The organism is Pseudanabaena sp. FACHB-1998 (genome assembly GCF_014696355.1).
GTDB lineage: Bacteria > Cyanobacteriota > Cyanobacteriia > Pseudanabaenales > Pseudanabaenaceae > Pseudanabaena.
The window spans coordinates 1-26,339 of record NZ_JACJQA010000015.1 but is presented as its reverse complement, the minus strand read 5'-3'; the positions used below and the strand labels follow the sequence as shown (position 1 = coordinate 26,339).

Genomic DNA, 26,339 nt, shown 5'->3' with positions numbered 1-26,339 from the left:
GATCGCCTCAATCCTTACTACCACTGGACGCGATACATCGAAAATAACAAGCCATCTTTTTTCGCCGTAATCTTGCCACCTGTGGACTGCACTAACTCCGTAATTTCATTAAGCGGTGTAAGAAATACCTCAGCCCCTAAATAGGTTTCTAAAATCGCCCAATTTTCTGCTAATTCTAAATCAGGGGCGATCGCATCAAAAATCAAAACCCCATTGGGCTTTAATACTCGCTTTGCTTCTTGCAATACTAATTTCCAATATTTCAGAGGGTAATAGCAACTAAACCCTGTAGCAATAACGCGATCGAAGATCGCATTTTCATAATTTAACTGGTGCGCGGCTCCATGCTGCACCCCTTTAAATAATTTGGAGTTAAGCTGCGAACCCCTTGAATTTAGGGCTTCCTTCGCCACAAAACTCACCTCTTGACCATAAAAAACTACGTCCCAATCGCGCCAAGGATAAATTAAAAAGCTAACCCCACAACCAATATCCAAACATCTTTGATTTTTTTGAAATTGAGCTAATTCCCAAAAAGGTGAAGCAATTTTGCTCGACAGTGTATGGCTTACCCATTCTCTAAATAAAGGCATTGATTCCACCTCGGCAGGTAAATCAAACGCCTCATTGCGATATTCGCGATCGTATCGCTTTTGGACGGGGGCGATCGCCTCTGTCCATTCATCATTTTGAGAAGTAAAAGCTTTATTCATTTAAAACTCAATATTTTCGTATAAATCTGCCAAGCTAACTTCAACATCAATCGATGACAGCATAAACCGATCTTCTAAATTGTCATACTCGATAAACAACCATTGATGTTCTGATTGCTTAATGTAGCGCTCTACATGAGGTTTAGCCTGATCAATTAATAAATATTCCTGAAAGCTTGGAATTGTGCGGTAATCAGCAAACTTTTCACTGCGATCATAATTTTTGGTGGAATTAGATAATACTTCAGCAATAAAAACTGGTTGCGTAACTGTATCCTTGCGCCCTTCTTGCAACAGAATCGGACGCGGCACAACCATCACATCAGGATAAGTATGGATTTGACGTTCAGGAATCCATAGGCGCTGATCGGTGACAAATACTTGTAAAGATTTACCTTTGAGCGCCAGCCTTAAAATTACCGTCAAAGCACCAATAATTTCGTTATGTGTGGGTGTGCCACCAGTCATGGGAATGATTTCTCCGTTGCGATACTCGTTACGAGTCTTCGATGTAGTCTCTAACTCTAAATATTCTTCAGGGGTATAAGTCTTAACAGGAGTAGCAATCATAATTTTGATGATTTACGCAGCTTTTTGTTTTTGGGCTTTGAGATAGGCAAATACTGACTTATCGCCAATGTCTGAAGGGATTTCTTGGCTTAATTTCCGAATTGCAAAAATCATCATCAAAACTGCCCAAGTGCCTAAGAAAACCTGCTCGATCGCCACAGTTAAAAAATTCACTAAATGCCCAAGAATTAGCACAGGAACTAAAGGTACTAAAAACTTAGTTTCAAACCGACTAAAACAAAAAGTCTCTTTAAAGAAAATCCCCGTCAACGCGGCAAACATAAAACCCACACCAATTAAAGCGATGGGGTGATCATAAAGGGCGATCGCCAAAGGTTCTGGAAAATAGAAAGAAATAATTACCGAAGCGATCGCCCCAATGCCCCAAAAGATCTGCAAAACCCGATGCAATAATTCCAGATAAATATGAATTGTCCAAAGGGCAACACCTAAACCGATCACAAATCCCCAATATAGCCAAGTCACCCAATTTAAGACTTCAGGATTATTCGGCTGCGAAAGCACTAAAAATGTGCCAAGGCTAAAACATAAGGCAGCGATCGCCAAAGCACTGCGATAGATGATGACGCTAAAGCGATCGTCCTCAGTAATCGTAAACTCACCAAACTGACCTTGATAAACTTCAGATTTAATTTCCACAAATTTTTCCGTCAATGGCTATCCCTAAAAGTATAGCTGTCGCCGTTTGTATTATACCAAAGCACAAAATGTCTCCGCCATTTTGTGCTTTTAAAATCCTTGCAGGATGGTTTTTTTAATTCCCAAAAGTGTGGTCACATTTTCGTGAATTGATATTAGGGAGGCAAGTGGCGGCGCGATGCGCCGCCACTTGCCTCCCTAAATACTTGGTGACAGTTAATGTTATCTCTTGTTAATGATTGCCAAAATTACCATAATGCTTTACTATCTTGCAGTCAAAATCGACAAAATTCGGATGACGCTGTACCGAAAATCTAGTAGGCAGCAGAGGAACTTTTTATGCGTATCTATTACCTAGCTGGCGTGATTCTTAGCATTACTACCATCCTTAGTGCTTGTGGTGAGGGTACACCAACCGAATGTACGATCAGCACACCACGCGAAATCAGACAGGGTGTTACTAAGACAGGTAAATTTGCTCCAGGTACTGACTGCGAAGCAATGAGAAAGTTGGCAGAAGAAGGCAAACCACTGCCCACTATTGCTGAAGGAACCACCACTAATACAGCACCTAAGGCGGCGGCAACTCCTGTACAGGAAGGCTTTAAGACTCCCTTTGTAGCTGGACAAAAAACACAGGAACTTATAGCCACAACTGATAAGCAAGCTAGGGTACAAGAATTAGAGAAAAAAATTGGCGCTGATTCTAAACAGTCTCGCGATCCTTTTACCAGCACAATTATTAATCCAGTTCCCAAATTGGAAACTCTTTTGGCTAAGCCCAAAGTGCAACCTAACCTAAGACCTGCGATCGTGGTTAGGACTTCCAATATCAAAGCAATTGTTGTACCACCTGATACAAAGCTGGCTGAAGGCGCAAAGGTTACAGGTACGATTGAGCTATCAGGCACTGTCTATGCAATTATTAGTGCTGCTGAGGAGCCATCCGCGCGCTATGTAAAGGCTGGGCAGCTAATTTCTAATGGAAAAGTATTGGTCAAACGCATTGATACAAATGCGGAGCCACCAATCGTAGTGTTACAGCAAAATGGTGTGGAAATATTAAGACCCGTAGGCGCTAGTGTCGTTGCCGAAACCAATAATCCCCAATCAGCAACCACTCCAACTCCCCCATCTACACCGAGTTTGACAATTCCACCTCTAACTCCAGCCAGGTAAACACAATAAAGAGTTGGTGAGCTTTGCTCACCAACTCTTTACTAATAAAAAGAGGTCGCAAAACGACCTCTTTTTATTTTTTGTTTTTTATTTCTTGGGAGCCATTAACATGGTGATGTTACGACCTTCTCGTTTGGGATATTGCTGAATCTCAGCCACCGCTTCCAGATCGCTTGCCATGCGGTTAAGTAGAACTTCCGCAAGGTCAACGTGTTGAATTTCTCGACCACGAAACATCACAGTCGCTTTTACCTTGTCACCTTCTTTCAAGAAGCGTTCCGCATGATTAATTCTTACTTTGTAATCATGCTCTTCGATCTTGTAGCGCATCTTTACTTCTTTGACATCAGAAGTATGTTGCTTTTTCCGAGCTTCCCTTGCCTTCTTTTCTTGCTCAAACTTAAATTTGCCATAATCCATGATCCGACAAACAGGAGGATCGGCTTTGTCGCTGACCAAAACTAGGTCTAGCTCTTTTTCTTCAGCCATCTTCAAGGCTTCTTTTGGGGTCAGGATGCCGAGTTGCTCCCCCTCCATATCAATTACTCGAATTTTGGGATATCTGATGCGTTCGTTGATTTGGGGGAGGTCTTTAATTGGCTTTTTAGTCATGAAATCTCTGTTGTCTAGACTCTTTGGGTATGGGTGGATTACTAATGGTTTACAAATGTATAGCTTAACTAAACCAAAACTTAAAAATTAAAGTTAGATTTAACCTTAGTCTCTGAAATGTTTAAGCTTAGCAATATTTTTTCTTGACATAAACGTTTAAGTATAGTACGAACTAGCCTTAATTGTGTCAAGTGATTACGCTAAAAGTTGACGTAAATTTTGTTTAACGAGATCGCCTGTGACCCGATCGCTTAAGGTCACATTGCCGATCGCTGTAGGCAAAATGAATCTGACTTTTCCCGCTTCTACTTTTTTATCAGTAGAGAGAGACTCGACGATGGCATCTTGATCGATATCCGTTGGCAGAGTTTGGGGTAAACGAGTTTTGGTAATTAGGGAAATCTGTTGAGCTTGCTCTTCGGCAGACCATAGCCCTAGATCTACAGCGATCGCCCCAGCAATGATCATGCCTAAGCCAACTGCCTCACCATGATTATAGATGCGATAGTTGGTGACTGATTCGATCGAATGACCTACGGTGTGACCATAGTTAAGAATGGCGCGCAGATTTCCTTCTTTCTCATCCTTAGAGACCACTTCGGCTTTGGCTTTAGCACAACGATACAGAATGGTTTGCAAAAGCTCATCGGAAATATAGCGCAATTGATCGAGGCGATCGCACTTTGCTAATAAATCAAATAATTCGCGATCCCATATTACGCCGTACTTAATTACCTCCGCCATTGCCGAGCGAAACTCACGGGCTGGGAGCGTCTTGAGAACTGCGGGATCAATCCAAACTAGACGGGGCTGATAGAAAGCACCAATGAGATTTTTTCCCTGTGGGTGGTTGATCCCCGTTTTACCGCCGATCGCCGAGTCCACCATCGCCAGTAATGTTGTCGGTACTTGCACTAGATCAATGCCCCGTAGCCAAGTTGCGGCGGCATAGCCAGACATATCGCCAATTACGCCGCCACCGAGGGCAATAATTACCGATGAGCGTTCTAAGCGATGCTCCAGAGCATCATCATAGATTTTTTGTAGGGAATTGGCAGTTTTAAAGCGTTCGCCTGCGGGGAGGATCAAATGGGCAACATCAAAACCTGCATTACTCAGGGAGGTCTGGACAGTATCGCCGTAATGCTTGTAAATGACAGGATTGGAGACGATTAATGCTTTTTTGCTTTTTTTGCCTAAGCCGATTTCGACTAATTTAGAGCCTAAGTCCTTGAGGCTATGGGAGGCGATCGCTATGTCATAACTGCGATTGGGTTGATTATCACTATTGAGGGCAACGGTTACCGTTGCGGAAGTTTCGGACATATTTCTAAGTAAATGATCTAGTTCTCATGGTAGCAGCGATTATGCTGTCAAAACCCAATAGAGAGTTGTGGCGCTTTGTGCCACAACTCTCTATTGGGTTTTACGCTACAGCTATTTTGCCATTGCTTGACATAACTCAATGATCGCAGTTTGTAAGGTTGCGGTTTCATCTTTGCCATGTTTGAGATCGGCTTCTAGCCCTAACAAAATACTGAGCGATCGCATTAACTTTTGACTATTTAAACCCTGCACCTCTTGCTTTAAAAAATAAACTCGCTTAGGATTACCAACTTCGGCAGCCTCGGCGATCGCCTTATCATCGCGTTCCCCTGATTCTTGCATGAGCTTAATCCAGAGCCATGTGCGAAACTGTCCCACTAAAGTTGCACAAATGCGTAAGCCCACCTCATTGTTTCTTAATAACTCAGACACCAGAGAAAGGGCTTGACTGACATTTGCTGAACGAATTGCGCTGGCTAATTGCAAACTATTATGAGCCGAAGCTTGGACAAGAGGAGAAATTTCCTTTGCCGTCAAAGGTTTCTTATTTCCATAGTGAGATAGTTGCAATTTTTGCAGTTCCATATTTAAACGGCGAGTATCATTACCAATTGCATCAACTAATAAATCAATTCCATCTGTAGATAAATTCAACCCAATCTCTGCGGCTGACTGTTTTACAATTTGGGCGATCGCATCAGTTTTCCAAGGAGGTATTAAAGAAAACTCCAATATCTGGGAATGCTTCTGTAATAACTTGGTAGATTTGGCTCTGCCGTCTGGTTTATTAGATGCAGTAAACAAGATGTAGGAATTAGGAGGTAAACAATTAAAAGTTCTCTCTAGCTCTGCTAGTAATGGCTCTGAACATCGTTGAGCGATCGCCGTATCAGCCAACCAAGTTAAACGATTACCCATCCCAAAGGGAGAAGTTACAGCTTGGTTGAGACCATCCATTACTTCAAGATCTCCCGTTGCATTGATTTTCACATAGTTAAAATCACGCCACAGGGGATCGACATTTGTCTCAATTAACTTTTTGACGGCTTGAGCAATTTGGTAGTCGTCATCGCCCCAATAAAAGTAGACAGGCATTGTATGATTAGTTCAACTATGTGGTGTGGTGTAGAGATTTGATGATTACTAGAAGCAAAGAAAATAGTCAGACTAGCCTTATTGCAAGGAGAGCAACTGTAAATCGTACAGATCATTATGCAACGTGGGGAAAAAGAAGCTTTGATATTGCATTTGCATCGATTGTTTTAACTGTTTTTTCGCCGCTGTATTTATTGATAGCAATTTTAGTTTTCATTAGTTCTCGTGGTTCTGTTTTATATATTCATCCCCGCATTGGTTTGCATGGTCAAGAGTTTAGCTGCATTAAATTCAGGACAATGATTAACGGAGCTGATCAAGTTCTTGAGGAATATCTCAACTCCTGTCCCATCAGTCGCGCCGAGTATGAGGCATCTTTTAAACTCAAACATGATCCCCGCATTACCAAGATTGGTAAAATTTTGCGAATGACGAGTTTAGATGAACTTCCCCAATTTTGGAATGTGCTGGTTGGGGATATGAGTGTGGTTGGTCCTCGACCTTTAGTGCGTGCTGAGCTAAGCAAATATGGGTCAGCGATCGACAAGGTACTGAGCGTCCGTCCGGGCATCGCAGGGCTTTGGCAAGTGTCGGGAAGAAATGATATCCCCTATTCTAAGCGCATCCAAATTGATGCTAGTTACGTTCGCCGTATGAGTTTGGCACTAGATATAAAACTGATTTTAAGAACTATTTTGGTAGTTATTTTTCCCAAGGGCAATGGCGCTTACTAATTCTTGAACGGGCAAGCAGCTAAAAGAAAAAAGCCTCGCTTTGCGAGGCTTTTTTCTTTTAGCTGCGACGACCTCTCGTTGAGGGGCGCGAAGATAAATCAAACTCTAAGGCTGCGGCCATACCCCAAAGAATAAAGGCAAGAATCCAGAAGAACTCCGCAGGCTCACCACTTTGATATTGCTTACCTTCACAAATTTTATTTACACCGATGTTAATGCTGTAGTTAAACCACAGGTCACTAATAAACATCGAAATACCCGCACTACCAAGCAACCGCCAAGACTGAGCCGCCTTTCCGCCCCAAAAGGCAAGTAATAGAATCGTGGCAACGATTAGCAACCAAATATCCCCTAAAGCATAAACAATGTTGAGGATTTTGCCTGTGTCTAGGGTAAAACCACCACCTGCGCCAAAGGTGACATAGGCTGCCAGAATAATGCCGCCTAAGCCTACCGCTCCAACAATTCCCCACTGCTTAGGATAAAGATTTAGCCGCTTGCCGATGACAGACATCGCCATCCCCCACGACAAAAATACATAGGTTGCCGTAAAGAAAATATCGGCGATCGATGGGAAGGTATTGACAAGATCTTTGGCTCCTTTAGCTCCACCAGTGATTAGCCCGCTTTGATATTGGAAATCTAGATATCCAAATATCAAGTTTCCTATACCCCAAGAAATAATGCCGATCCCTAAGCCTAGCCAGACATTGCGTCCACTAATAATTTTTGAGCTACGCCAGTTACGCAAGCATAGGATTCCTGAGAAGGCGATCGCTACCGTCTGAAAAATATAGGTTCCATAGCGATACCAGTTGGGGCGAGCGACAAAGTCTTTCACCGCCTTATTGCATTCTTCAGGCTTGATGATATGAGGTCCATCAGTGGGGGCGCTAAGGAAAAGATAGAACATTAAGGCTAAGGTTGCCCATCCGATCGCTGCCCAAATAATAGATTGTGTGGAAATCCCTGATGGGGAAGAAGATTTGGCTCTACTCATTATTGAACCTTGGCTACAACCATAAGAAATGCACTATTAAAACTAAAAAATAAGATATAGCGTTTTATTTAGCTAAGAACCTAAAAATAAATTCCAGAATATAAACCCAGAATATAAATTTAGAATTTAGGACAAATAATTAAATGATTACTGCCAGAGTTTACCTGAAGGGACTTTTTTCAGCCAAGCAGTAACTGATCCTGATTCTGGTAAATCATTTAGGGCATCAAGTGCAGCATCGACAAAGCTGGTATTCCCAAAATAGGAAGAGGCAAGTCGATGCAGTTCACGTAAAAGAATTTGTAATTTGCTTTCATCCCAGTTGGGAATTTGCATACTATTGAGTGGGTTAATTGATAAGACTCCATCCAAAGCGCCGAGGGATTCACTTTGAGCAAATTGACTTTTTTGCATAAACTTGAGCAAGTCTTGCTTAAAAGAGCCAGCTTGCCTAGGACCAAGGAGATCTTCAATTTCAATGTACACAGCTTGCAATATGAGTAGGCATCCTTGGACAAGATGTGTACCCGCAGAAGAACTTTCTGTAGGTGCTGTGGACAGTTGGTCAAGTTTGACTCTACCCCAAACGCTAAAACGTTGAGGCTCTTCCAACAATACGCAAGCTTTGCCTTTGTTATCAGTTAAGTCACGCCAAAGCGCTAAAGCTTCATCTCGATTATCGCCAAACATGTTGAGTAACCGAAATGTTTGCCCCTGATACTGCAAAATCGGTATTTGTTGATCTTTATTTTGTGGGTTTTGGACGTTGACGATCTCAACGTCTTGGCGCTTCAGGATGAACATGTCTCTACTGTTGACTTAACTGATGTTACCAGTAGCAACAAATCGTAGCTACCTAATGCCAAGGTTAATAATAATCCCAAAGTTACATTCACACGTTGAATTTTAAATTATTTAGAAATTATCACGATTTTATAGCAATTTAAGTTTTGCTTAGGACATAAAACCCAAAAAGCGAGTGGCGGCGCTTCGCGCCGCCACTCGCTTTTTGGGTTTTGGTTTGTGCTGGCTAATTCTTGCTTTGCTATAGATTTGTTGTGGACTCTCAATCATCCAGAATTGTCTGCTAACCCTAGCATTTCTCAATAATTTGGGTGGTGAATAAGTAAGTAGCTGAGCATAATTAAAAACCCAGACCCAAAAACTGTGGCGCACGCTGAGCGAACGCCACAGTTTTTGGGGTTTTATATTTAGTTTCACCTCAATCTTTATAGCAGTGATTTAGGTAGAGGCAAGATGATTAGTAACCCGATCGCCATCAGGGCAATACCAACCAGATCTCGTTTTTTGTCAAGCTCGATCGTTTCGTTTAAGATAAGGGGTTGGGGCATGGGCAAGAGGAATAATAGGAGGATATAAATTCGTAGCCAAGGTTGCGCTAGTATGGCGATCGCTAAAATGACCAGCCTTGCTATACGGGCCACTTGAATAGTTTGACGATATCCAAACATCGCGATCGCCAGATAGCCGCCATCGAGAAAAGAAAAGGGCAGTAGCTGTAAGGCACTAAGAGCGAAGCCTGACCAACCCGCTAACGCCAAGGGCGAAAAACTATGAATTTCATTACTAGTTACGGTTCTACCGAGGTTCGTAATAGTTTGTAAAATATTGTGAATTAAGGTCGCTAAAATTGAAAATCTAAAATTAAAGCTCTGAAGATTTGGCATTAGATTTTGCCCTAGTCCTGACTGAGCAAGCAAGGGATCAGCGATCGCCGAAGGAGTTGCGGGAATTAAAAACCAATTTCCTAAAATTATTAAAATCAGCGAGATAGTTAAACCTGCGATCGCGGGTAACGAGACAAAGTCAAATAGGATGCGTCTTTGCTGAGAAAGATTTTGACTGGAAGTAGAGTTTTGCCGAGGTAGAAAATTTAGTTTGGGGCTGAGGCTGCCAATTAATCCAAAACCACCAAAGCAGGGTAAAAATATGGGGCGATTAAGGTTTTCAATTGGTAAACCATATTTTTTGGCGATGTAATTTTGGGCGATCGCTCGTCCTAAAAAAATACTAGCGATTCCTAAAAAATAGGGAAGTCCTTGAATTAGGTTAAATAAGCGGATGTCTTCAAGACGATGGATATTTGCACCTGCGACCATGACCGTGAAAGCCGTTAAAACTACAGAAGCTATCCCTATAAAATGATGGGGGCGGATCGGGGAGGAAGTAAAAGGGGTTATGGGGATCAAATAAAAACAATAGTTAGTGGTAGTAGGTTGATCAGTTTGAAGATTGGAGAGCTTGCCAAAACCTGTACCTAAATTTTCAATAGGGCTTTCTTGCAATGTACAAACAAAGCGATCGTCAAAGGTTTTTTGGATATTTTGGCTAATGGTTTCGTAGGCATATTTATAGTTTTGCGATCGCAGTTTGCCCCGACAATATATTTCGTGAGGGTGACACTCTAGGGACTTTAATTGATAAATATTTTGAGGAAAGCAGTCTTTGAGTTGTTGTTCTTCTGTGGGATTGAGGATACAGGATATTTGGTTAGAGAATTGCTCATTTATTTGGGCATCGGCTGGCGTGGGATTTTGCCAATTGCTATAAATCCATAGACCTATCACCAAGCCCATCATCACAAAAGTTAACGAGAAATTGACTTTATAAATAGTGATCCCTGCGATCGCTATACAAGGAATGGCAACAGCCAAAGTCCACAAAAATATCGTGCGTAGGCGATCGCTTGATAAATCTGGAGAGAGCCTTGGCGATCGCTGATGATAGATGGCTGCACAGCCAACCACAAAAAAAACAAATATTTCCTCAAATCCCATATCAATTACTCATGACTACAAGCACTATAGCAATCCTAAATGATTTGAGAGAGTGCGACCCTAGGATTCGTCCTCTCTCAAATCCCAAAAGCTAACGAAGAAGCAAAGCGTCTTCGTTAGCTTTTGAGGTTTGATTTGAGCATTGCTATAGAATGGGGGATGCACTCGTAGCCAGCTTCTATATTTCTAGATACTTTTGGTAAATTTTCTTTAAAAAATCTTTATCAGCATTCCCAGACATTCAAGCCAGACATTCAAGCAAGTATATGAGCAAAGAATTTGAATCTATCAGCGATCGCCTTCCCCCTCAGAATATAGAGGCTGAGGAGGCAGTCTTGGGGGGGATTTTGATCGATCCAGAGGCAGTATCGCGAGTTCTAGATACTTTGCGTCCAGAAATGTTTTATGTCGCCGCCCATCAGGAGATTTTTCGCGCTTGCCTAATGCTCCACAATCAGTCCAATCCCACGGACATGATGAGTCTGACCACATGGCTTAGCGATCGCGATATGCTCGAAAAAATTGGTGGTCAATCAAAAATTGCCCAGCTTTGCGATCGCACTGTGAGTGCCGTCAATATCGATTTTTACGCCCAACTGGTGGCGGATAAGTATGCCCGACGTAAATTAGCAGAAGCAGCGCGAGGCGTAGTTGAAATTAGTTACAGCAATGAAATCGAACTCACTCAACTTCTCGATCAATCCGAACAAAAGATTTTTGCAGTTACGCAATCTCGCGCCCAACAAGGGCTGACCCCTGCGGCGGATATTCTCACCAAGACCTTTTATGAATTAGAAAATCGTTTTAACTCCCTTGGCACTGGCAATTCTACCGCCACAGGTTTAATTACGGGTTTTTATGATTTTGATGCGATGACTAACGGCTTACAGCGATCGGATTTAATTGTCCTCGCAGGTCGCCCTTCAATGGGAAAGTGCTTGGCTTTTGATAGTGAATTAGTTTTAGCCGATGGCAGTATTCGCACCATCGAAGCCATCTATCAGCAATATCAACAAAATCAAATCACACCTAATCTTTTAACCTTACGAGAAAATTGGCGTTTTAATTTGACGCAACCGACAGCCTTTATTGACGATGGTATTAAGCCCGTATTTCGGGTTACAACAGCTTTAGGAAGACAAATTGAAACTACTATAACTCATCCATTTCTAACAATTACGGGTTGGCAACCGCTCGGTAAGTTATGCGTAGGCGATAAAATCGCTCTTCCGCGTCAGGTGGCAGTTTTTGGAAAGGAAATATCCTCTCTCTGTGAAATTAAACTTTTAGCTTATCTATTAGGAGATGGCTGTTTAACGCAGAGCAGTCCTAGATTTACGAATATCAATCCTAAACTTCAAGACGATTTTATTGCTGCTGTCGGGCAGTTTTCTCCTAGTTTAAAGGTGACAATTGATACTCATGGCGATCGCGCAGCAACACTGCATACTAGAGCAAAAGAAAGAGGCTCAGGTAATCCTCTAATTACTTGGTTAAGAGAGTTAGGGATTTGGGGTAAAGATTCTCATCACAAAATGATTCCAGATTTTGTTTTTCGTTTAGAAAAATCTTTAGTTGCTTTGTTCTTAAATCGTTTATTTGCCACGGATGGATGGATTTCTACCTTAACGAGTGGACAAGTCCAAGCGGGTTATGCCACTGTCAGCGAAAAATTAGCCCGTCAAGTCCAACATTTGTTATTAAGATTCGGTATAGTTTCTAAACTTAAACACAAGTCAGTTAAATATAAACAAGAAATTCGTTACTGTTGGCAAATTGATATTACTGATGCTTTGTCCTTACAAACTCTAATTGATGAAGTTGGTGTTTTTGGAAAAGAAGATGCGTTATCCCAAACAGCAGGTATTAATAGCTCAAATATCCATGTGGGCAAACGCGCTCCCACTAGAGAAAGATTATTAAAACTAGCTACAGCCGTTGATTGCCTATCTTTACAAAATCTTGCTACTAGCGATGTTTATTGGGACAAAATCACTGCGATCGAGTTTGTCGGTGAGAAGCAGGTTTATGATCTGACCATTCCTGACACCCACAATTTTGTTGCTAATGACATCTGTGTCCACAATACGGCTTTTGGGCTAGAACTAGCTCGCAAAATGGCAGAAATCCATAGATTACCTGTAGCGATCTTTAGTTTGGAAATGTCTAAGGAACAATTAGTTTATCGACTCTTAGCCAGTCAGTCTAAAGTCCGCTCTAGTGATATGGGTATTGACAGCAATCGCCTTCGTACTGGACAAATCAGTGAAAACGAATGGGGAACTGTGGCAATGGCAATTAGTGGACTTTCAGAATTACCTCTATTTATTGATGATACGCCCAATCCACCTATTACGGAACTTCGCTCTAAAGCGCGACGCTTACAATCAGAAAAGGGTGGAGAACTAGGCTTAATTCTAATTGATTATTTGCAATTAATGGAAGGTTCTGGTTCCGATAATCGCGTACAGGAAATTTCGAGAATTACGCGATCGCTGAAAGCTCTAGCCCGTGAATTGAATGTGCCTGTGATCGCGCTATCTCAATTAAGTCGGGGGGTGGAAGCAAGGACTAATAAGCGTCCGATGCTATCAGATCTAAGAGAAAGTGGAAGCATCGAACAGGATGCGGATTTAGTTATCAATTTATATCGTGATGAATATTACAACCCCGAAACTCCCGATCGCGGAGTTGCAGAAATTATCATTGCCAAACATCGTAACGGACCAGTCGGTACGGTCAAATTACTATTTGAACCACGCTTAACCAAATTTGAGAATATGGCTTCGAGTCGTAGTTAGAATAATCAGCTAAATAGGTAAGGATTGGCGGCGCTAAGCGCCGCCAATCCTTACCTATTTAGGGTTCAGAAAATTTTATTTCTTGGCAAACTTGGAGAATAGATAGATTGCGATCGCTCCAGCGACGAAACCACTCACATGGGCAAGATAGGCAACCCCCGGTAAATTGGGATTAGCCATTGCGGCATATATCGTCTGACCTGCAATCCACAGCCCTAGAAATATAAAAGCAGGGATAGGAATAGCGGTAATAAAAAACCCGAAGAAAACTAAACTTAAAATTCTCGCTCGGGGAAATCGGACAATATAAGCGCCCATAATCCCTGAGATTGCTCCACTTGCTCCCACCATTGGCACTAAGGAATTGGGAGCAGTTAATACTTGAATTCCTGCGGCAATCATGCCACATATCAAATAGAAAAACAAAAACTTCCAATGTCCTAATTGGTCTTCAATATTATTGCCAAATAGATAGAGAAACCACATATTTCCGACCAAATGGAATATATCGGCATGGAGAAATTGCGATGATAGGAGTGCGATCGCTTCTTTATTAGGATTAGCAATTAATTCTCTTGGTATTAACGCCCAATTCCCTAGCCATTCCACAAGCTGAAAATTTGGAAGACTCACCTGATATCCAAAAATCAATACATTGATGACTATCAGTGCATAGACGACAATGGAAGTATCTTGAGTTGGGTTATCGTCGTGAAGAGGAAACATTGCTATTCCTAGATGACAGTTTCATAGATTCTAGCAAGTTCAAGACCCCAAGAGAGTTTTTACAGCCCGTGTAACGGGCTGTAAAAACTCTCTTGGGGATCGGGGATCGACTTAATCCATATCATCTAATTTGATGCGAGGATCTACTGCCTTGAGAAGGAGATCACCGATGAGACTACCAACAACTAGCATTAATGTGCCAAGCATTAATCCAGCCATTACTAAATTTGTATCTTTCTCCTTAGTCGCTTCTAACAAGAGTTTGCCCAACCCCGGCCAACTAAAAAAGAATTCCGTAATAAATGCACCACCGAGTAAGCCACCAAATTCAAATCCTAGTAAAGTTATCAGGGGATTGATTGCATTACGCAGGGCATGGACATAAATAACTTTGTTTTCCGATAAACCTTTAGCCCGAGCAGTTTTGATATAGTCCTGACGTAAGACTTCTAGCAAGCTACCGCGCATAATCCGTTGCAAACCTGCAAAGCTGACGATGGTTAAGGTCAAGGTAGGTAAAAACATGTGATGGGCGACATCCCAAAATTTACCCAATGGCGAGAGTTCAGCAAAATTGATACTCGTCATCCCGCCAATGGGAAACCATCCCGTATTTTGGGCAAGCATTAGCAATAAAATCGCTAAGACAAAGCTCGGAAAACCCTGTGTAGCATAGCTAATTACTTGAATAATACGATCGCTTAACGTGTTTTGCTTAACAGCGCTATAGATACCCAGAGGGATTGCTAAAAGCCAAGTAGTAATTAAAGAGGCGATCGAGATTAAGAGCGTATTACCTGCTCGCTCAACAATAAGCGGGGTAACGGGCGTTAACCCTTGGCAGCGTACCCCCAAATCACCATTAAGAGTGTTCCGCAACCATATCCCATATTGCTCAAGTTCGGGCTTATCGTAGTTAAGTTGTTTCTCTAGCTGCTCAATGGTTTTCTTCGGCGTATTTGGGTTAGTGCGTAATTCTGCAAAGCAATTTCCGGGGGATTTAGTAATTGCAAAAAAGCTGAGGATGGATACTCCTAAAACTACTACAACTGCTTGTCCTAGTCGCTTTACTACAAAGCCTGTAGTGTCGTTGATGATATAGCGCCAAAAGGATCGATTGCTTTTATTTGCAGTTGTCATAGGTTACAGCCATTCTTAAAAATGCAGGTTCGCTAATCATAAAGTGCCCCTTAGCGTCATCTTACATCAACCGCTATTAATAAAAAAAGAGAGTGGCAAAGCCACTCTCTTTTTTTATTAATTAGTGATTCAAGTGCGGATGGAGAGACTCGAACTCTCACATCAAAGATACTAGAACCTAAATCTAGCGCGTCTACCAATTCCGCCACATCCGCTTGGGTTAGTTTTTTTACACCGAATAGAATAATACAGCAATATTGGTAAATTGCGGCATAAAATTTTTGATTAATCGTGAAACCCAATTAATTAGAGCCTTACAAGGAAATTTTAGAAAGTTTGGTTTACTAAACTTTCTAAAATTTCCTTGGTCGTTTGATCGAAATAAATTACCAAAAACCGTAAAGTTGCGCCCCTACGGGGCGCAACTTTACGGTTTTTGGTTTGGTAATTCATTATGCTTAGCTACTTATGAGGGACGAGCGCTTTATATTCCTCACACATATTTTGGGTTTTATGTCCTAAGCAAAACAATGATATACAATCATTTTGAATAGTCATTTGATTTCCTTTGCTCTAAGTCTACTGTTAGCAATCTTGTTGAGCATCGCTGTCTAGTGCATATACATAAGCCTCAAAAAATCGATCTAGAGCAAATTTATCCTTGTCCTTGCCCGCGCAAACGTGGAAAGTTAAAACCGATCGCGCTGACAGATGCCTTTGGTTGCGATCGCTGCTCTTTGTTATTTGAGCTAGAAAAAGACGGCTACAGTTTATTGCAAGTAGGCGGAATTGACTCCCAGCGTCATACGTGGCAATGGGTGGGCAAATGGCAACCTATTCGGGAATATCGGCAAAGTTCTTTGCTAGAAACAACTGCGATGTATCTGTCTTTTGTGTTGTTTTTAGCATTGCTTGCGTTATGGATGCTCAACCTGCACTCGGCTTTTAGTATTCCCGCCGCAATTATGTTATTTATGCTGATGGGTTTGATAATATGGCGATCGCTGGTGCTGCGTCGTCGAGATCCTTAATTAGCCTTTATTTAATTACAGATTAGCCTTTATTTAATTACAGATATGCTACCCGAAGACCTGACAGGCTTCATTTATAAATCCCACTCCGCAGCACTTCAACTCGCCCAAATCTCTACAAAAGATCGTGATCGCTTGTTGTTAGAGTTAGCCGAGGCAGTTAAAAAGCATAAAAATTCGATTCTCGAAGCCAATACGTTGGATCTAGAAGCGAGTCGTGATATGGCAGTTCCTGAGCTAGTACTGGAATGGCTCAAGCTCACCCCAGAGCGACTTAACCACGCGATCGAATGCCTGAAGCATCTTTCCAATCTACCAGACCCTTTAACTTTACATGTGGGCATCAATGGTTATCAGCGCGTCCCCTTAGGAGTTGTTGCCTTTGTCTATGAAGGGTTTCCCCAACTGGGCTTAATTGCCGCAGGAATGTGCCTTAAGGTTGGCAACACAATTATTCTCAAAGGGGGGAATGAGAGTAGTTACACGCAGGAGGCGATCGCCGCAATTGCTAAGGAAGTTTTGGTTGATAGTGGTTTTCCCGATTCCTGTATGTCATTTATTCCCAAGGGTTTAGCTCTTAAGGAGCTAATTGTCCAAGAGAGATATTTGCGCTTAGTAATTCCCTATGGTCGTCCTAGTTTTGTTCAGCAGGTGAGCAAACAAGCTACGGTTTCCGCTTTGCCGATCGCGATGGGTAATTGCTATATGTACCTATCTGAATCCGCAAATTTGGATTTTGCCAAGGATATTATTCTCAATAGTCGTAAGGGCGATCCCGATGCGGTTAATGCGATCGAAAAAGTAGTAGTCCACCAATCATGGCTAGAACGGGGTATTGGTAATTGGATTATTAGTTTAAAAAAGCAAGGCTTATTAGTACGTGGCTGTCCCTCAACTACCGCTTATTTTCGCCAATTTACTGAAGACTCCTCAGACCCAGCACAGACCCTTGAGACGGAGGATACTTGGGGGCAGCCCTATTTAGATGAAACGATCGCCATTAGAGTCGCTCATGATACAGAAGAAGCGATCGCATGGATTAATCAATACAGCAGTGGTCATGCCGATGTATTACTAACAGATTCCTTATCAGAGCGCGATCGCTTTGTTAGTCGGATTAATAGCAGTACAATTTTTGTCAATGCCCATAGTCGGTTTAGCCGCTACGCTAAATTTGGGGATAATGGCAATTTTAAAATTGCGCTGGGGATGTCCAGCTTAAAAACCCGTGGTGCATCAAGATATCCTGGGGTGATTGATATCTATGCACTAACTACCACCAAGCAAGTAATCAGTAGCTCTTAAATTAAGTAGATAGGCTGTAAAGCTCTCTAAACATAACGTTGCAGTAAAGCTTCGAGTTTCTCGACAGGCGATCGCGGCGGAAATCGGGGTAATTCTTGCTCCTGTTGGCGATCGCCTAGCGCACAAAGTACAGGTATTTCATACTGGTAGCGATCGAACCAGTCGGAGTTACTGTTGATATCCCGAATTTCTAGCTCAAAGCTGACGCTCTTAACCTGTTGTAATTTTGCTAGCAAACCATCACATAGACAACAACCTTGCTTGCTATACAAAATTAGTTTCATAGATCTTGAGATATCTGTGTTGAATTTAATCTTACTATGTTATATTATTAATCCGTCAGAACGCATAGCTCAGTTGGTTAGAGCACCACGTTGACATCGTGGGGGTCGGTGGTTCGAGTCCACTTGTGTTCATTCTTATATATCTCCTCTCAATTCACATGCTGCTCTAACAAACTGAGTTATGTACTATTCCTAAGATATCAAATGGATTTTATATTAGTTTTTTTTAATCTATCCATCGGAAATTATGACCTTTCTTTTTTCCTGTTGTTGATGTCTACCTTTATACTGGGAAGGGAGTAGGGCTGATTAACAATTCTTAATCTAGTCTAAGTGATCACCCTCACATGAGCGATTTTACTCTAAGCAGATTGCAAAAGTTGCATAGAGTTTTTTGGCTGAGGCAAGAATTTTCCTTGGTCGCGACAAATATCAAGATATATATCAATTACTTCTTGTCCATGTTTGGCAGCTTCTTCGGAAGTATTACCGTGTGTATGAAATTGCTGAAATGAGAAGGCTGGAAGATGGACAAGATAGCAGTTATCTTCGTCTGATCAAATAATTATCATGCTGTAAGTGGGGCATTACTTTAATCTTGCTCTAGGCTGCTTCTTTGTCAGGTGTGGAAAATTCAACGTTTTTTCGATCTAATTCTGAGATAGCTGATTGGATTACATCAACTTCATGTTCAGCAAAATATACTTCGCCGCATTGATCGCAAACAAAGGCAGGAATTGCATCCCAATGTAAGTAATAACCATTTTTCTGAATGCTAAATGGTGCAGTCTTTTTCTCCATGTGACCTTTGCAGTAAATACATTCCATATCTATAACCTCTCTTTAAAATTGTTTGTCCATTGACTGCCGATGGGTATGTAAGCCGTAATAATTGCAAGGTATTCTGGCTTAGGGGCGCAAACCACATGAATTATTCGATCTGTTTCTATTGATTTGAGCAGTAAGCAGCTATGTCCTCTCGCATCTTCTGGATAGTCTTCTATCAATTCTCCTGTCATGACAGTTTCTCTAACTTCTTGAGTAGTAATCATTCGATCTAGTCGAGACATTTGACGGAGCGCATGGGGAAGAAATAATATTTGCTTTTCTGCTGATTCTTTAACTTGTTGAAGAATGTCTTCCATAATTTTAGACTTATGGCTTAATCAAGTGCTGTTCTTTTTTGCGGTAAGATGCTAATTGAGACTGACGCTGAAGCATTGGCAGGATAGTCAAGTAAAACAAGCCCGCGCCACTGGCTATAGTAACGATAGGAATCATTGTCGCAGGAATGAAAAATCCCTTTATTAAACCCATACCAAAAATATTCATTCCAAGCCCACAGCCACAGAGCAGAGCCAATACATAACGACTCCAGAAGAGCATCCAAAATGAGGGATTTTGGGCTGCGCTCAAAGACTTGTATTTTTCATCAAGCTTACCTCCAGCCCAAGCCCCAGCCCAAATCCAAGCCGCAGTCCAAACCACAGCACCAGCCCAAGCCCCAGTCCAAGCTATAGCCACAACCCCAACCACTTCTAAACATATACCCACAGCTACAGCCCTAGTCGCAGCCATAGCTACAACAGCCAAAGCCACAGACCCAGCCAAAGCTATACCCACAGCACCAGCCTCATCCTCAGCCCGAATAGCTATAACACCACTTACAAGAACACAACCAAAATATAAAACCTCCTCAAAATACAGAGACAGAGGTATCTTAGGCAAGGGGTTAGCTGTTTCAATTTCTAGGAGTAAATTGATTTGACCTTGGTTTGTATTGGAACGGAATACTACCTGCCGCGAACCTGTAAGCCCTGCACGCAGTTTGCTGGTATGTACAGTTATTTCACAGTTGACATCGTTCCCTTTAAATTTTTGTTTGTTAAATGAAATCCAAGCATGACTATCTGGCGTGTGCGGCGGATCGTTGGGATGTGGGGCGACTTCCCAACAACCTTCTAAAACAGTTTCGGGAATAGAATTTTTGAGCGTAATCGTCTGCCTCATTTTTTCGCCCAAGTTCTTTGCCTTAAACTTGAATGTAATTTTACTCGGATCGAACTCTACACCATCTTTAAAAAATTTGACTTCAGGTACACGCACAACATACAAAGGCTTCAATGTCTCCAATGCAACCTTAGCATCAGCAAAACGCTTACTCGGATCGGGCGCAACCATTTGATCTAGCCACTTCACAAAGGTTAAACTGCATCCCTTCAACTTTGGATCGATTTTGCTGCGATCTAGTTGATTGCTGAAATCGATGTAATTGCCGATATCTGTCGAACGGATCGCCCCAATCAAACAGATTAACGTCAAACCCAAACCATAGAGATCGGAAGCATTGGTTAGCTTGAGATTGCGGATTTGTTCGGGAGCCATGAAGCCAAACGTCCCCGCCGCCGCGCTACTCATCGCCACACTGCCACTACCCACCCGAGCAAAACCAAAATCAATCAGGTAAACATTGAGATTATGATCCACCAGAATATTTTCGGGCTTAACATCACGGTGAATCACAGGCGGCATTCGTTCTTGCAGATACACCAAAATTTCTAAAAGCTGCACCGCAATTTGCTTAATTTGATCGGGCGTAAAACTCCGTCCCACCGCCAAAGTATCCGCAGGGAAATATTCCGTAACTAAGCAATAGCCGCTATCTGTCTCAAACTTGTCTAAATACTTGGGAATACCGCGATGACTTAAACCCTGTAGGCTTTGGATCTCACGCTCGATCGCTCTAAACCCATCCCACCCCGTACCCTTAGAAAACTGAAATTGCTTGATCACAACTTCAGCATTATCAGCAAAACGTTTGGCAAGGTATGTAAATCTCCCCCCCTCCAAGTTATGCCCCAACTCTTTGATAACTTGATAGCCATGTGCCGATAAATCAGGAAATGTACTCATATTTCTAGGTAAAGTCTAGATTTTTATTATGTTTTTTTATTTTTGCAGTATTTTCATGATTTGCAAACCTAAGTTTTTACATTTTTGTAATTATTGATGGCGTATCAAAGCCGCAACATCAATAATTGCTTCCTTCTTTTACGGCGAAACCCTTAGTTTAAGTACCTAAATGTTTAACCATCAAATGACGCTTTTCTTTGCAAAAGCCTAATTTGGTATAGAGCGCCTCCGCCTGACTATTCCAGTAATCAACCACCAAAGAAAGCGATCGCATCCCTTTGCTTTTTAAATAATCTTCGATTATCACAAACACCTGTTTACCAAGCCCCTTCCCCCGATATTCTTCCTGAATATATAATTCATCCACTAGCCCACAACGCCCGTGATATTCCATACTAAAAAAGAAAGTCAAGGCAACATAACCAATGGGGCGATCGCGATCGCAAATTAACCAAATCAATCCAAACTGCTCATCACTGAGCAAGGCAATAAAAGCTTTGATCACATCCTCGTTAAATTCAATCTGATCAAATTGATAGAACTCTTGAGCCAACTCCATCAAGGGATCTATATCAATAAATTGTGCCAAGCGAAAATTAATATCTAAATCTGTCATATCTTTAAACATTTACCTTGTAGCTCAAATTCAATTCATCACCTGACATTCCTCGAATCCCCCAATTATGGCTCGGAGTCTCAATGAGGATAACTTCCACATCTAATGGATTTATATCGAGGTTTACTTTTAGTCGATCAAATAACAGACGATGCAAAGTTTTTTTTGCTTCCACAGAACGTCCTGAAAACATCAATATTTCAATAATGATGTATTTGTCTGAGCGATCGCTTGGATATTCAAAGTCTTCCGCTAGTAGAGGGAAGAAACGCTGAAACTTCTTTTCAGGAGGATAATTAAAAGCATCCACAACACAGGAATGAATAGTGTTAGATAAAAGTTCGCGATTTTGCTGAATAAACTCCGCATTTCCATAAATCTTAGTTTGGGGCATGACAATATTACTTCTTTCTCAATCAAGAATTGTTAGGGCGGGGGAAAGCCCCACACCAACAATTCTTGATTTTATAGCAAAGTAATCCAGAAGATTTTCAATGTCGCGGCAAAGGCACGACATTGAAAATCTTCTGGATTAATCAGACAAACGTTGTTTTAAACTTTCTGCAATTTTTGAACCTAAATATTCAGGAATTAAATTTTCGTTAGGGCCTAATAAATACAAAATTAGGCGCGTGCGTCCTCGCAACACTAACAAATTAGCATTCACCACTAACAAATCTTCCTGCCAAATCGCATTCATCACCTTATAAAACAACCCAGGCTGACTATCTGCTTCAACTAATAAGGCTGGCAAATGAAACATGCGATCGACATAGAAGTTAGTCTCTACTTTCCTGAGTCCACTATCAAGGTTAAACTCCAGAGCCAGCATCTCCTCCACCTCAAAGCGCCCCAATAATGTCTCTTTGATCGCCTTACGGACGTTTTCAGCAGTTTTTTGGGGCAAGGTTTTGCCTCCCCGCGAAATTACTAACTTGATAAATACCAGCATGGGCGAATGAATTTGCCCATATAAATTTAAGCTATGGATAGTTAAACCATAAGCCGCCAGCACCCCAAAAATATCATTTAACAGAAAAGACTGGTTCCGATAAGCAAAGTAAAGTACACTTTTAGCCCCTTCCGACTTTAGCTCAATCACAGCTTCTTTAGTTTGATAAAGCTGATAAGCCAAGCGCAAGTTTTGCAGTTGAATATCACTACTGACAAACTGCCCATAAAACTGCGGAAAACTCATGTTAAAGCGTTTCAGCAGCTCAATCGTAGAGGTTTTTAGACCGAATGTCATTGACTACCACCTGACTGCTCATAGACAGATTTGCTCAACCCAAATGCCTCAGTCAACCATATTAAATGCTTATAGGCTCGAAATGACATGATCGCTTTTAAAATTGCATATAGTGGTAGTGAAAAGACTAACTTGTAACAGCTTACGGATTTGCGGTCAAGTAAAGAATTTATTTTTGTATTAGGGCAAATTCGCAGTACAGCAAAGTCGTGCCACAAAAAATCTGATTCTTGATTAAATTGCAGAATTCTTATAACAAAGATGGCAATGATGCCTTTAATTTTACCAACATAAAGACAGGTCTAGATAAGAGCCGTTTTGCACCCTCCCATAGGTGGTAAGAAGTAAAGCCGCACCTCACCCATTGAAAGTAGGAAAACTACATTGTCTTCTCTAGCAATCCTATTTGATTTGTGAGATTAAAAAATTTAAGAGAGTGCGCTTTTTTGGGACGCACTTTCTTAAATCTTTTGGGATGGCTAGATATGCAGATTTTATTTTAGTATTTGCGATCGCATGGTTTCAACAAAAGCAGATACAATAAAAAAGTGCTTAGAATATCTGCAATAGATCTGTAACAAACAGGGCGATCGCTATATACAAATGGGGTTCTGGAAAAGCTTATTTGGTTCTGATACGCTCGAACCGACAAAAAAGACAAAACTTCGCCAAGTACCCAACCAAAGCGGACAGATTTTTTTTAGCACCGAAAAAGATATTGATCTCTACGAACTAGAAGAATTATGTGATGCGGTAGGTTGGGCAAGGCGACCAATTCGTAAAGTTCGTATTGCTCTACAACACAGCTTTGTAGTTCTTTCGATGTGGGAGCATCGCGGCGGCTTTCGTCGATTAGTCGGTTTTGCACGAGCAACCTCTGACTATGCTTTTAATGCCACCCTCTGGGATGTAGTAATCCACCCCGATTTTCAAGGTAGGGGCTTAGGCAAAGCTTTGATGGAAGAAATGATCCGCGAGTTACGCAAAGCTGACATTAGTAACATCAGTCTTTTTGCAGATGCACATGTGGTCGAGTTTTATCAACAACTAGGTTTCAACGCCGATCCCGAAGGCATCAAAGGAATGTTTTGGTATCCCTAAAACAAAAATGGCGGCGCGAAGCGCCGCCATTTTTGTTTTAGGGATTGATCAGAAAATACGCTCAATATCTAACTCTGAAGCAGCGCGAGCAAGCAGCTTAATATCCTGAAAATCGCTAATATATGGCAATATTCCTAAAACTGGAACCGAAGTCAATCGAGAAATCATCTGTGGCGGAGCCAGTTCTTCAATCTCCTCTGACGAATATTCTTGAGAACAACTCAAGACAATTCCTCTAAGTTTTACCTTTTGCAAATTCGCTAAAGCGACATTAGCAATCGCCTGAGATATCGCCCCCAGTCTCACTGGCACAACTAAAATTGCTTCCAAAGCCCAATCTCTCGCCAAATCCGCCACTATATACTCATCCGTAATTGGCGAACCTAATCCACCCATTGCCTCAACTAGTAAACAGTCTTTTTGTTGCTGTAGTTTTAGAAACTGTTGCCAAATAATAGCCAAATCAATCGGCTTATCTTCCTTATAAGCGGCGATCGCAGGCGCGATCGGGGTTTCAAAATATAAAGGTGTAATTTCCTCGAGAGTTTGGGAAAGCTTAAAAGTCTGATTATAAAATTCGCGATCGCCAACACCCGACTGTAAAGGCTTATAAATTCCTAGCGAAGTACTAAGTTGAGCAAGATCCGCGCGATCGCGATAGGTCAGCCAATAAGCCGCCAAAGCTGCCGTTAAAACCGTCTTGCCAACACCCGTATCACTCCCAACAATCAATAAAGGCTTTAGTCTTATCATTATTATTAACCCAAACAACGTAATGATTCCAACATTCCCTTAGCCTTATTTAAAGTTTCTTGATATTCCTTCTCAGGATCAGAATCGGCAACTACTCCCGCACCAGCTTGCACACTAGCAGTCCCATTTTTCGTCACCATCGTCCGAATTGTAATGGCTGTATTCAACTGTCCTTCAAAATCATAGTAGCCATAGGCTCCCGCATAGATTCCTCGGCGATCGCCCTCTAAGTTATGGATAATATCCATCGCCCGAATCTTGGGCGCACCACTTACCGTCCCCGCAGGGAAACAAGCCTGAAGTAAATCCCAAGCAGTTTTGTCTGGACGAATCTCTCCAACAACATTACTGACAATATGCATCACATGAGAATAAAGTTCAATCGACATCAACTCATCAACCTTCACGGTTCCACTTTTGCACACACGACCCAGATCATTCCTACCTAAATCCACCAGCATCACATGTTCCGCAATTTCCTTAGGATCGGCAAGTAAATCTTGGGCTAGCTCCGCATCTTCTTTAGGCGTAGCTCCCCGAGGACGAGTCCCCGCGATCGGACGTAACACAGTACGTGAAACTCCATCACTAACCTCAGCCTTAACCATAATTTCAGGACTAGAGCCAATAAGCTGCCAATCCTTAAAATTAAAGAAAGCCATATAGGGTGAAGGATTCACAACCCGCAACGAGCGATACAAGGTAAATGGCTCACCCTTAAATTCCGTCGTCAATCGTTGCGAAAGCACTACTTGAAAAACATCGCCAGCTTTAATATGCTCTTTGCCCTGTTCTACCGCTTTACAGAATTTCTCACGAGTAATATTACTGGTATAGCTTACAGGGGGCTGCAATCGCGGATTAGTCCATTTAATTGAAGTTTTTTGTCGATCTAAAGGAGAACGTAGCTTATCCACTAATACCGCCAATCGATCGCAAGCAGACTGATAAGCTAGGTCAGGGGCAACTCCTGTACTTAAATCAGCATAGGCGATCGCCCAAATCTTCCGTTTCACCTGATCAAAAACCAACAAACTATCTACCTGCATCCATACTCCATCAGGAGTATCGTTTTCCTGACAGGAATAAACAGGTACTTTCGGCTCAATCCAGTTAATTAACTCATAACCCCAATAACCAAATAATCCCCCTAAACTCGGTGGCAATTGCGGCAAATGTACAGGATGAATCGACGAAAGACAATCACTCAAATGCTTAAATGGATTCCCAACAAATTCCTTCACTACGCCATCACGAAATATTTGTGTAGTGCGATCGCCTCTTGTCTCTAATATCCACAAAGGATCACAACCCAATAAGCTATAACGACCCAGTCTCTCGCCACCCTCGACAGACTCCAACAAGAAACTATAAGGCTGACCTTGACAAACTCGATACCAAGCCGACACAGGTGTATCCAAGTCAGCAACCAGTTCCATATACACAGGAACAAAGTTTCCTTGCTCAGCAAGCTTATTAAAGTCGGAATACTCAGGAAAAATCATGCGATCGGAATTTCTAAATAAATTGCTGCAACTGACTAAAATCTTAGCGTGGTTTTCAACCCTACAAAATAAGAGAGGCTCAAATCTATGATTTGAGCCTCTCTTATTTTAGTATTAAGCTTGGCATCGAGCTATTTTCCCGTAGGGCAACCCCTAAAGTATCTTCACCGTGACAGCGTTTCACAACTGAGTTCGGGATGGGTCAGAGTGGTACCACCGCACCATAGA

26 protein-coding genes, 2 tRNA genes, 1 rRNA gene and 1 pseudogene are annotated in these 26,339 nt (G+C 41.8%); 7 read left to right on the top strand and 23 right to left on the bottom strand.

Features of this window, described 5'->3' with window-relative positions; translation table 11 throughout:
- Positions 1–17: 17 nt before the first annotated feature.
- From H6F42_RS06275 to H6F42_RS06265, 3 genes are read right to left on the bottom strand one after another with little or no spacing between them, the layout of a single operon-like run.
- Positions 18–713, bottom strand: a complete 696-nt coding sequence (locus H6F42_RS06275) for a class I SAM-dependent methyltransferase (protein WP_190398503.1) — start codon at positions 711–713, stop codon at positions 18–20.
- Complete coding sequence (locus H6F42_RS06270; RefSeq protein ID WP_190398502.1) at positions 714–1,283, bottom strand: Uma2 family endonuclease; 570 nt, start codon at positions 1,281–1,283, stop codon at positions 714–716.
- 12 nt (positions 1,284–1,295) lie between these two features.
- On the bottom strand, positions 1,296–1,958 hold the full coding sequence (locus H6F42_RS06265; protein WP_190398501.1) for a DUF2301 domain-containing membrane protein: 663 nt from the start codon (positions 1,956–1,958) through the stop codon (positions 1,296–1,298).
- Positions 1,959–2,282: 324 nt separating this feature from the next.
- On the opposite strand from H6F42_RS06265, the gene H6F42_RS06260 reads away from it, so the two are divergent.
- Positions 2,283–3,122, top strand: coding sequence for a hypothetical protein (locus H6F42_RS06260; RefSeq protein WP_190398500.1), 840 nt, complete (start codon positions 2,283–2,285; stop codon positions 3,120–3,122).
- A gap of 87 nt (positions 3,123–3,209) precedes the next feature.
- Here H6F42_RS06260 and infC read toward each other — a convergent pair whose 3' ends face one another.
- From infC to holA, 3 genes are all read right to left on the bottom strand, one after another.
- On the bottom strand, positions 3,210–3,734 hold the full coding sequence (gene infC / locus H6F42_RS06255) for a translation initiation factor IF-3 (protein ID WP_126385849.1): 525 nt from the start codon (positions 3,732–3,734) through the stop codon (positions 3,210–3,212).
- Between the two features lie 195 nt (positions 3,735–3,929).
- Positions 3,930–5,060 (bottom strand): 3-dehydroquinate synthase, encoded by a 1,131-nt coding sequence (aroB, locus tag H6F42_RS06250; protein ID WP_190398499.1) that lies wholly within the window; start codon positions 5,058–5,060, stop codon positions 3,930–3,932.
- Between the two features lie 111 nt (positions 5,061–5,171).
- On the bottom strand, positions 5,172–6,155 hold the full coding sequence (gene holA, locus H6F42_RS06245) for a DNA polymerase III subunit delta (protein ID WP_190398498.1): 984 nt from the start codon (positions 6,153–6,155) through the stop codon (positions 5,172–5,174).
- 41 nt (positions 6,156–6,196) lie between these two features.
- Between holA and H6F42_RS06240 the strand changes: the two genes are divergently transcribed.
- Positions 6,197–6,889, top strand: coding sequence for a sugar transferase (locus H6F42_RS06240; protein WP_190398497.1), 693 nt, complete (start codon positions 6,197–6,199; stop codon positions 6,887–6,889).
- A 58-nt stretch (positions 6,890–6,947) separates the two neighbouring features.
- Here the strand turns inward: H6F42_RS06240 and H6F42_RS06235 are convergent, their stop codons facing one another.
- From H6F42_RS06235 to H6F42_RS06225, 3 genes are all read right to left on the bottom strand, one after another.
- Complete coding sequence (locus H6F42_RS06235; RefSeq protein ID WP_190398496.1) at positions 6,948–7,889, bottom strand: hypothetical protein; 942 nt, start codon at positions 7,887–7,889, stop codon at positions 6,948–6,950.
- Between the two features lie 147 nt (positions 7,890–8,036).
- Positions 8,037–8,693 (bottom strand): Npun_F0813 family protein, encoded by a 657-nt coding sequence (locus tag H6F42_RS06230; protein WP_190398495.1) that lies wholly within the window; start codon positions 8,691–8,693, stop codon positions 8,037–8,039.
- A gap of 425 nt (positions 8,694–9,118) precedes the next feature.
- On the bottom strand, positions 9,119–10,687 hold the full coding sequence (locus H6F42_RS06225) for a site-2 protease family protein (protein ID WP_190398494.1): 1,569 nt from the start codon (positions 10,685–10,687) through the stop codon (positions 9,119–9,121).
- Between the two features lie 266 nt (positions 10,688–10,953).
- Between H6F42_RS06225 and dnaB the strand changes: the two genes are divergently transcribed.
- Complete coding sequence (gene dnaB, locus H6F42_RS06220) at positions 10,954–13,488, top strand: replicative DNA helicase (protein ID WP_190398493.1); 2,535 nt, start codon at positions 10,954–10,956, stop codon at positions 13,486–13,488.
- Between the two features lie 75 nt (positions 13,489–13,563).
- Here the strand turns inward: dnaB and H6F42_RS06215 are convergent, their stop codons facing one another.
- From H6F42_RS06215 to H6F42_RS06205, 3 genes are all read right to left on the bottom strand, one after another.
- Positions 13,564–14,214 (bottom strand): rhomboid family intramembrane serine protease, encoded by a 651-nt coding sequence (locus tag H6F42_RS06215; protein ID WP_190398492.1) that lies wholly within the window; start codon positions 14,212–14,214, stop codon positions 13,564–13,566.
- 111 nt (positions 14,215–14,325) lie between these two features.
- A complete protein-coding gene (locus tag H6F42_RS06210; RefSeq protein ID WP_190398491.1) occupies positions 14,326–15,354 on the bottom strand; it encodes an ABC transporter permease in 1,029 nt (342 codons plus the stop codon).
- Between the two features lie 134 nt (positions 15,355–15,488).
- Positions 15,489–15,569 (bottom strand) — tRNA-Leu (locus H6F42_RS06205).
- A 399-nt stretch (positions 15,570–15,968) separates the two neighbouring features.
- Between H6F42_RS06205 and H6F42_RS06200 the strand changes: the two genes are divergently transcribed.
- Together H6F42_RS06200 and H6F42_RS06195 are read left to right on the top strand one after the other, a co-directional pair.
- The gene (locus tag H6F42_RS06200; RefSeq protein ID WP_190398490.1) at positions 15,969–16,385 is read left to right on the top strand and encodes a hypothetical protein; all 417 of its coding nucleotides are present in this window, start codon (positions 15,969–15,971) and stop codon (positions 16,383–16,385) included.
- Positions 16,386–16,430: 45 nt separating this feature from the next.
- The gene (locus H6F42_RS06195; protein WP_190398489.1) at positions 16,431–17,690 is read left to right on the top strand and encodes an aldehyde dehydrogenase family protein; all 1,260 of its coding nucleotides are present in this window, start codon (positions 16,431–16,433) and stop codon (positions 17,688–17,690) included.
- 26 nt (positions 17,691–17,716) lie between these two features.
- Here the strand turns inward: H6F42_RS06195 and H6F42_RS06190 are convergent, their stop codons facing one another.
- Positions 17,717–17,974 carry a glutaredoxin family protein gene (locus H6F42_RS06190; protein ID WP_190398488.1) on the bottom strand — a complete coding sequence of 86 codons (258 nt, stop codon included), beginning with the start codon at positions 17,972–17,974 and terminating at the stop codon, positions 17,717–17,719.
- A 58-nt stretch (positions 17,975–18,032) separates the two neighbouring features.
- Between H6F42_RS06190 and H6F42_RS06185 the strand changes: the two genes are divergently transcribed.
- A tRNA-Val gene (locus H6F42_RS06185) sits at positions 18,033–18,106 on the top strand.
- A gap of 230 nt (positions 18,107–18,336) precedes the next feature.
- Here the strand turns inward: H6F42_RS06185 and H6F42_RS22280 are convergent.
- The 7 genes and pseudogenes from H6F42_RS22280 to H6F42_RS06155 all read right to left on the bottom strand — a co-directional run bounded on the left by H6F42_RS22280 (position 18,337) and on the right by H6F42_RS06155 (position 22,752).
- Positions 18,337–18,546 (bottom strand): annotated as a pseudogene (locus H6F42_RS22280) (type II toxin-antitoxin system HicB family antitoxin).
- Between the two features lie 31 nt (positions 18,547–18,577).
- Positions 18,578–18,802 carry a YgiT-type zinc finger protein gene (locus H6F42_RS06180; RefSeq protein ID WP_190398487.1) on the bottom strand — a complete coding sequence of 75 codons (225 nt, stop codon included), beginning with the start codon at positions 18,800–18,802 and terminating at the stop codon, positions 18,578–18,580.
- 2 nt (positions 18,803–18,804) lie between these two features.
- Entirely contained in the window at positions 18,805–19,119 is a 315-nt protein-coding gene (locus H6F42_RS06175; protein ID WP_199288931.1) for a DUF4258 domain-containing protein, read from the bottom strand.
- 10 nt (positions 19,120–19,129) lie between these two features.
- Positions 19,130–20,887, bottom strand: a complete 1,758-nt coding sequence (locus H6F42_RS06170) for a serine/threonine-protein kinase (RefSeq protein ID WP_190398486.1) — start codon at positions 20,885–20,887, stop codon at positions 19,130–19,132.
- A 157-nt stretch (positions 20,888–21,044) separates the two neighbouring features.
- A complete protein-coding gene (locus H6F42_RS06165; RefSeq protein ID WP_190398485.1) occupies positions 21,045–21,503 on the bottom strand; it encodes a GNAT family N-acetyltransferase in 459 nt (152 codons plus the stop codon).
- A gap of 4 nt (positions 21,504–21,507) precedes the next feature.
- Positions 21,508–21,897, bottom strand: coding sequence for a tautomerase family protein (locus H6F42_RS06160; protein WP_190398484.1), 390 nt, complete (start codon positions 21,895–21,897; stop codon positions 21,508–21,510).
- Between the two features lie 138 nt (positions 21,898–22,035).
- On the bottom strand, positions 22,036–22,752 hold the full coding sequence (locus H6F42_RS06155; RefSeq protein WP_190398483.1) for a hypothetical protein: 717 nt from the start codon (positions 22,750–22,752) through the stop codon (positions 22,036–22,038).
- A 603-nt stretch (positions 22,753–23,355) separates the two neighbouring features.
- On the opposite strand from H6F42_RS06155, the gene H6F42_RS06150 reads away from it, so the two are divergent.
- Positions 23,356–23,853, top strand: coding sequence for a GNAT family N-acetyltransferase (locus H6F42_RS06150; RefSeq protein WP_190398482.1), 498 nt, complete (start codon positions 23,356–23,358; stop codon positions 23,851–23,853).
- Positions 23,854–23,901: 48 nt separating this feature from the next.
- Here H6F42_RS06150 and bioD read toward each other — a convergent pair whose 3' ends face one another.
- From bioD to rrf, 3 genes are all read right to left on the bottom strand, one after another.
- A complete protein-coding gene (gene bioD, locus H6F42_RS06145) occupies positions 23,902–24,606 on the bottom strand; it encodes a dethiobiotin synthase (protein ID WP_190398481.1) in 705 nt (234 codons plus the stop codon).
- A 5-nt stretch (positions 24,607–24,611) separates the two neighbouring features.
- Positions 24,612–26,111, bottom strand: a complete 1,500-nt coding sequence (gene trpE, locus H6F42_RS06140; RefSeq protein ID WP_190398480.1) for an anthranilate synthase component I — start codon at positions 26,109–26,111, stop codon at positions 24,612–24,614.
- 118 nt (positions 26,112–26,229) lie between these two features.
- Positions 26,230–26,339, bottom strand: a 5S ribosomal RNA gene (rrf, locus tag H6F42_RS06135); the annotation flags it as partial.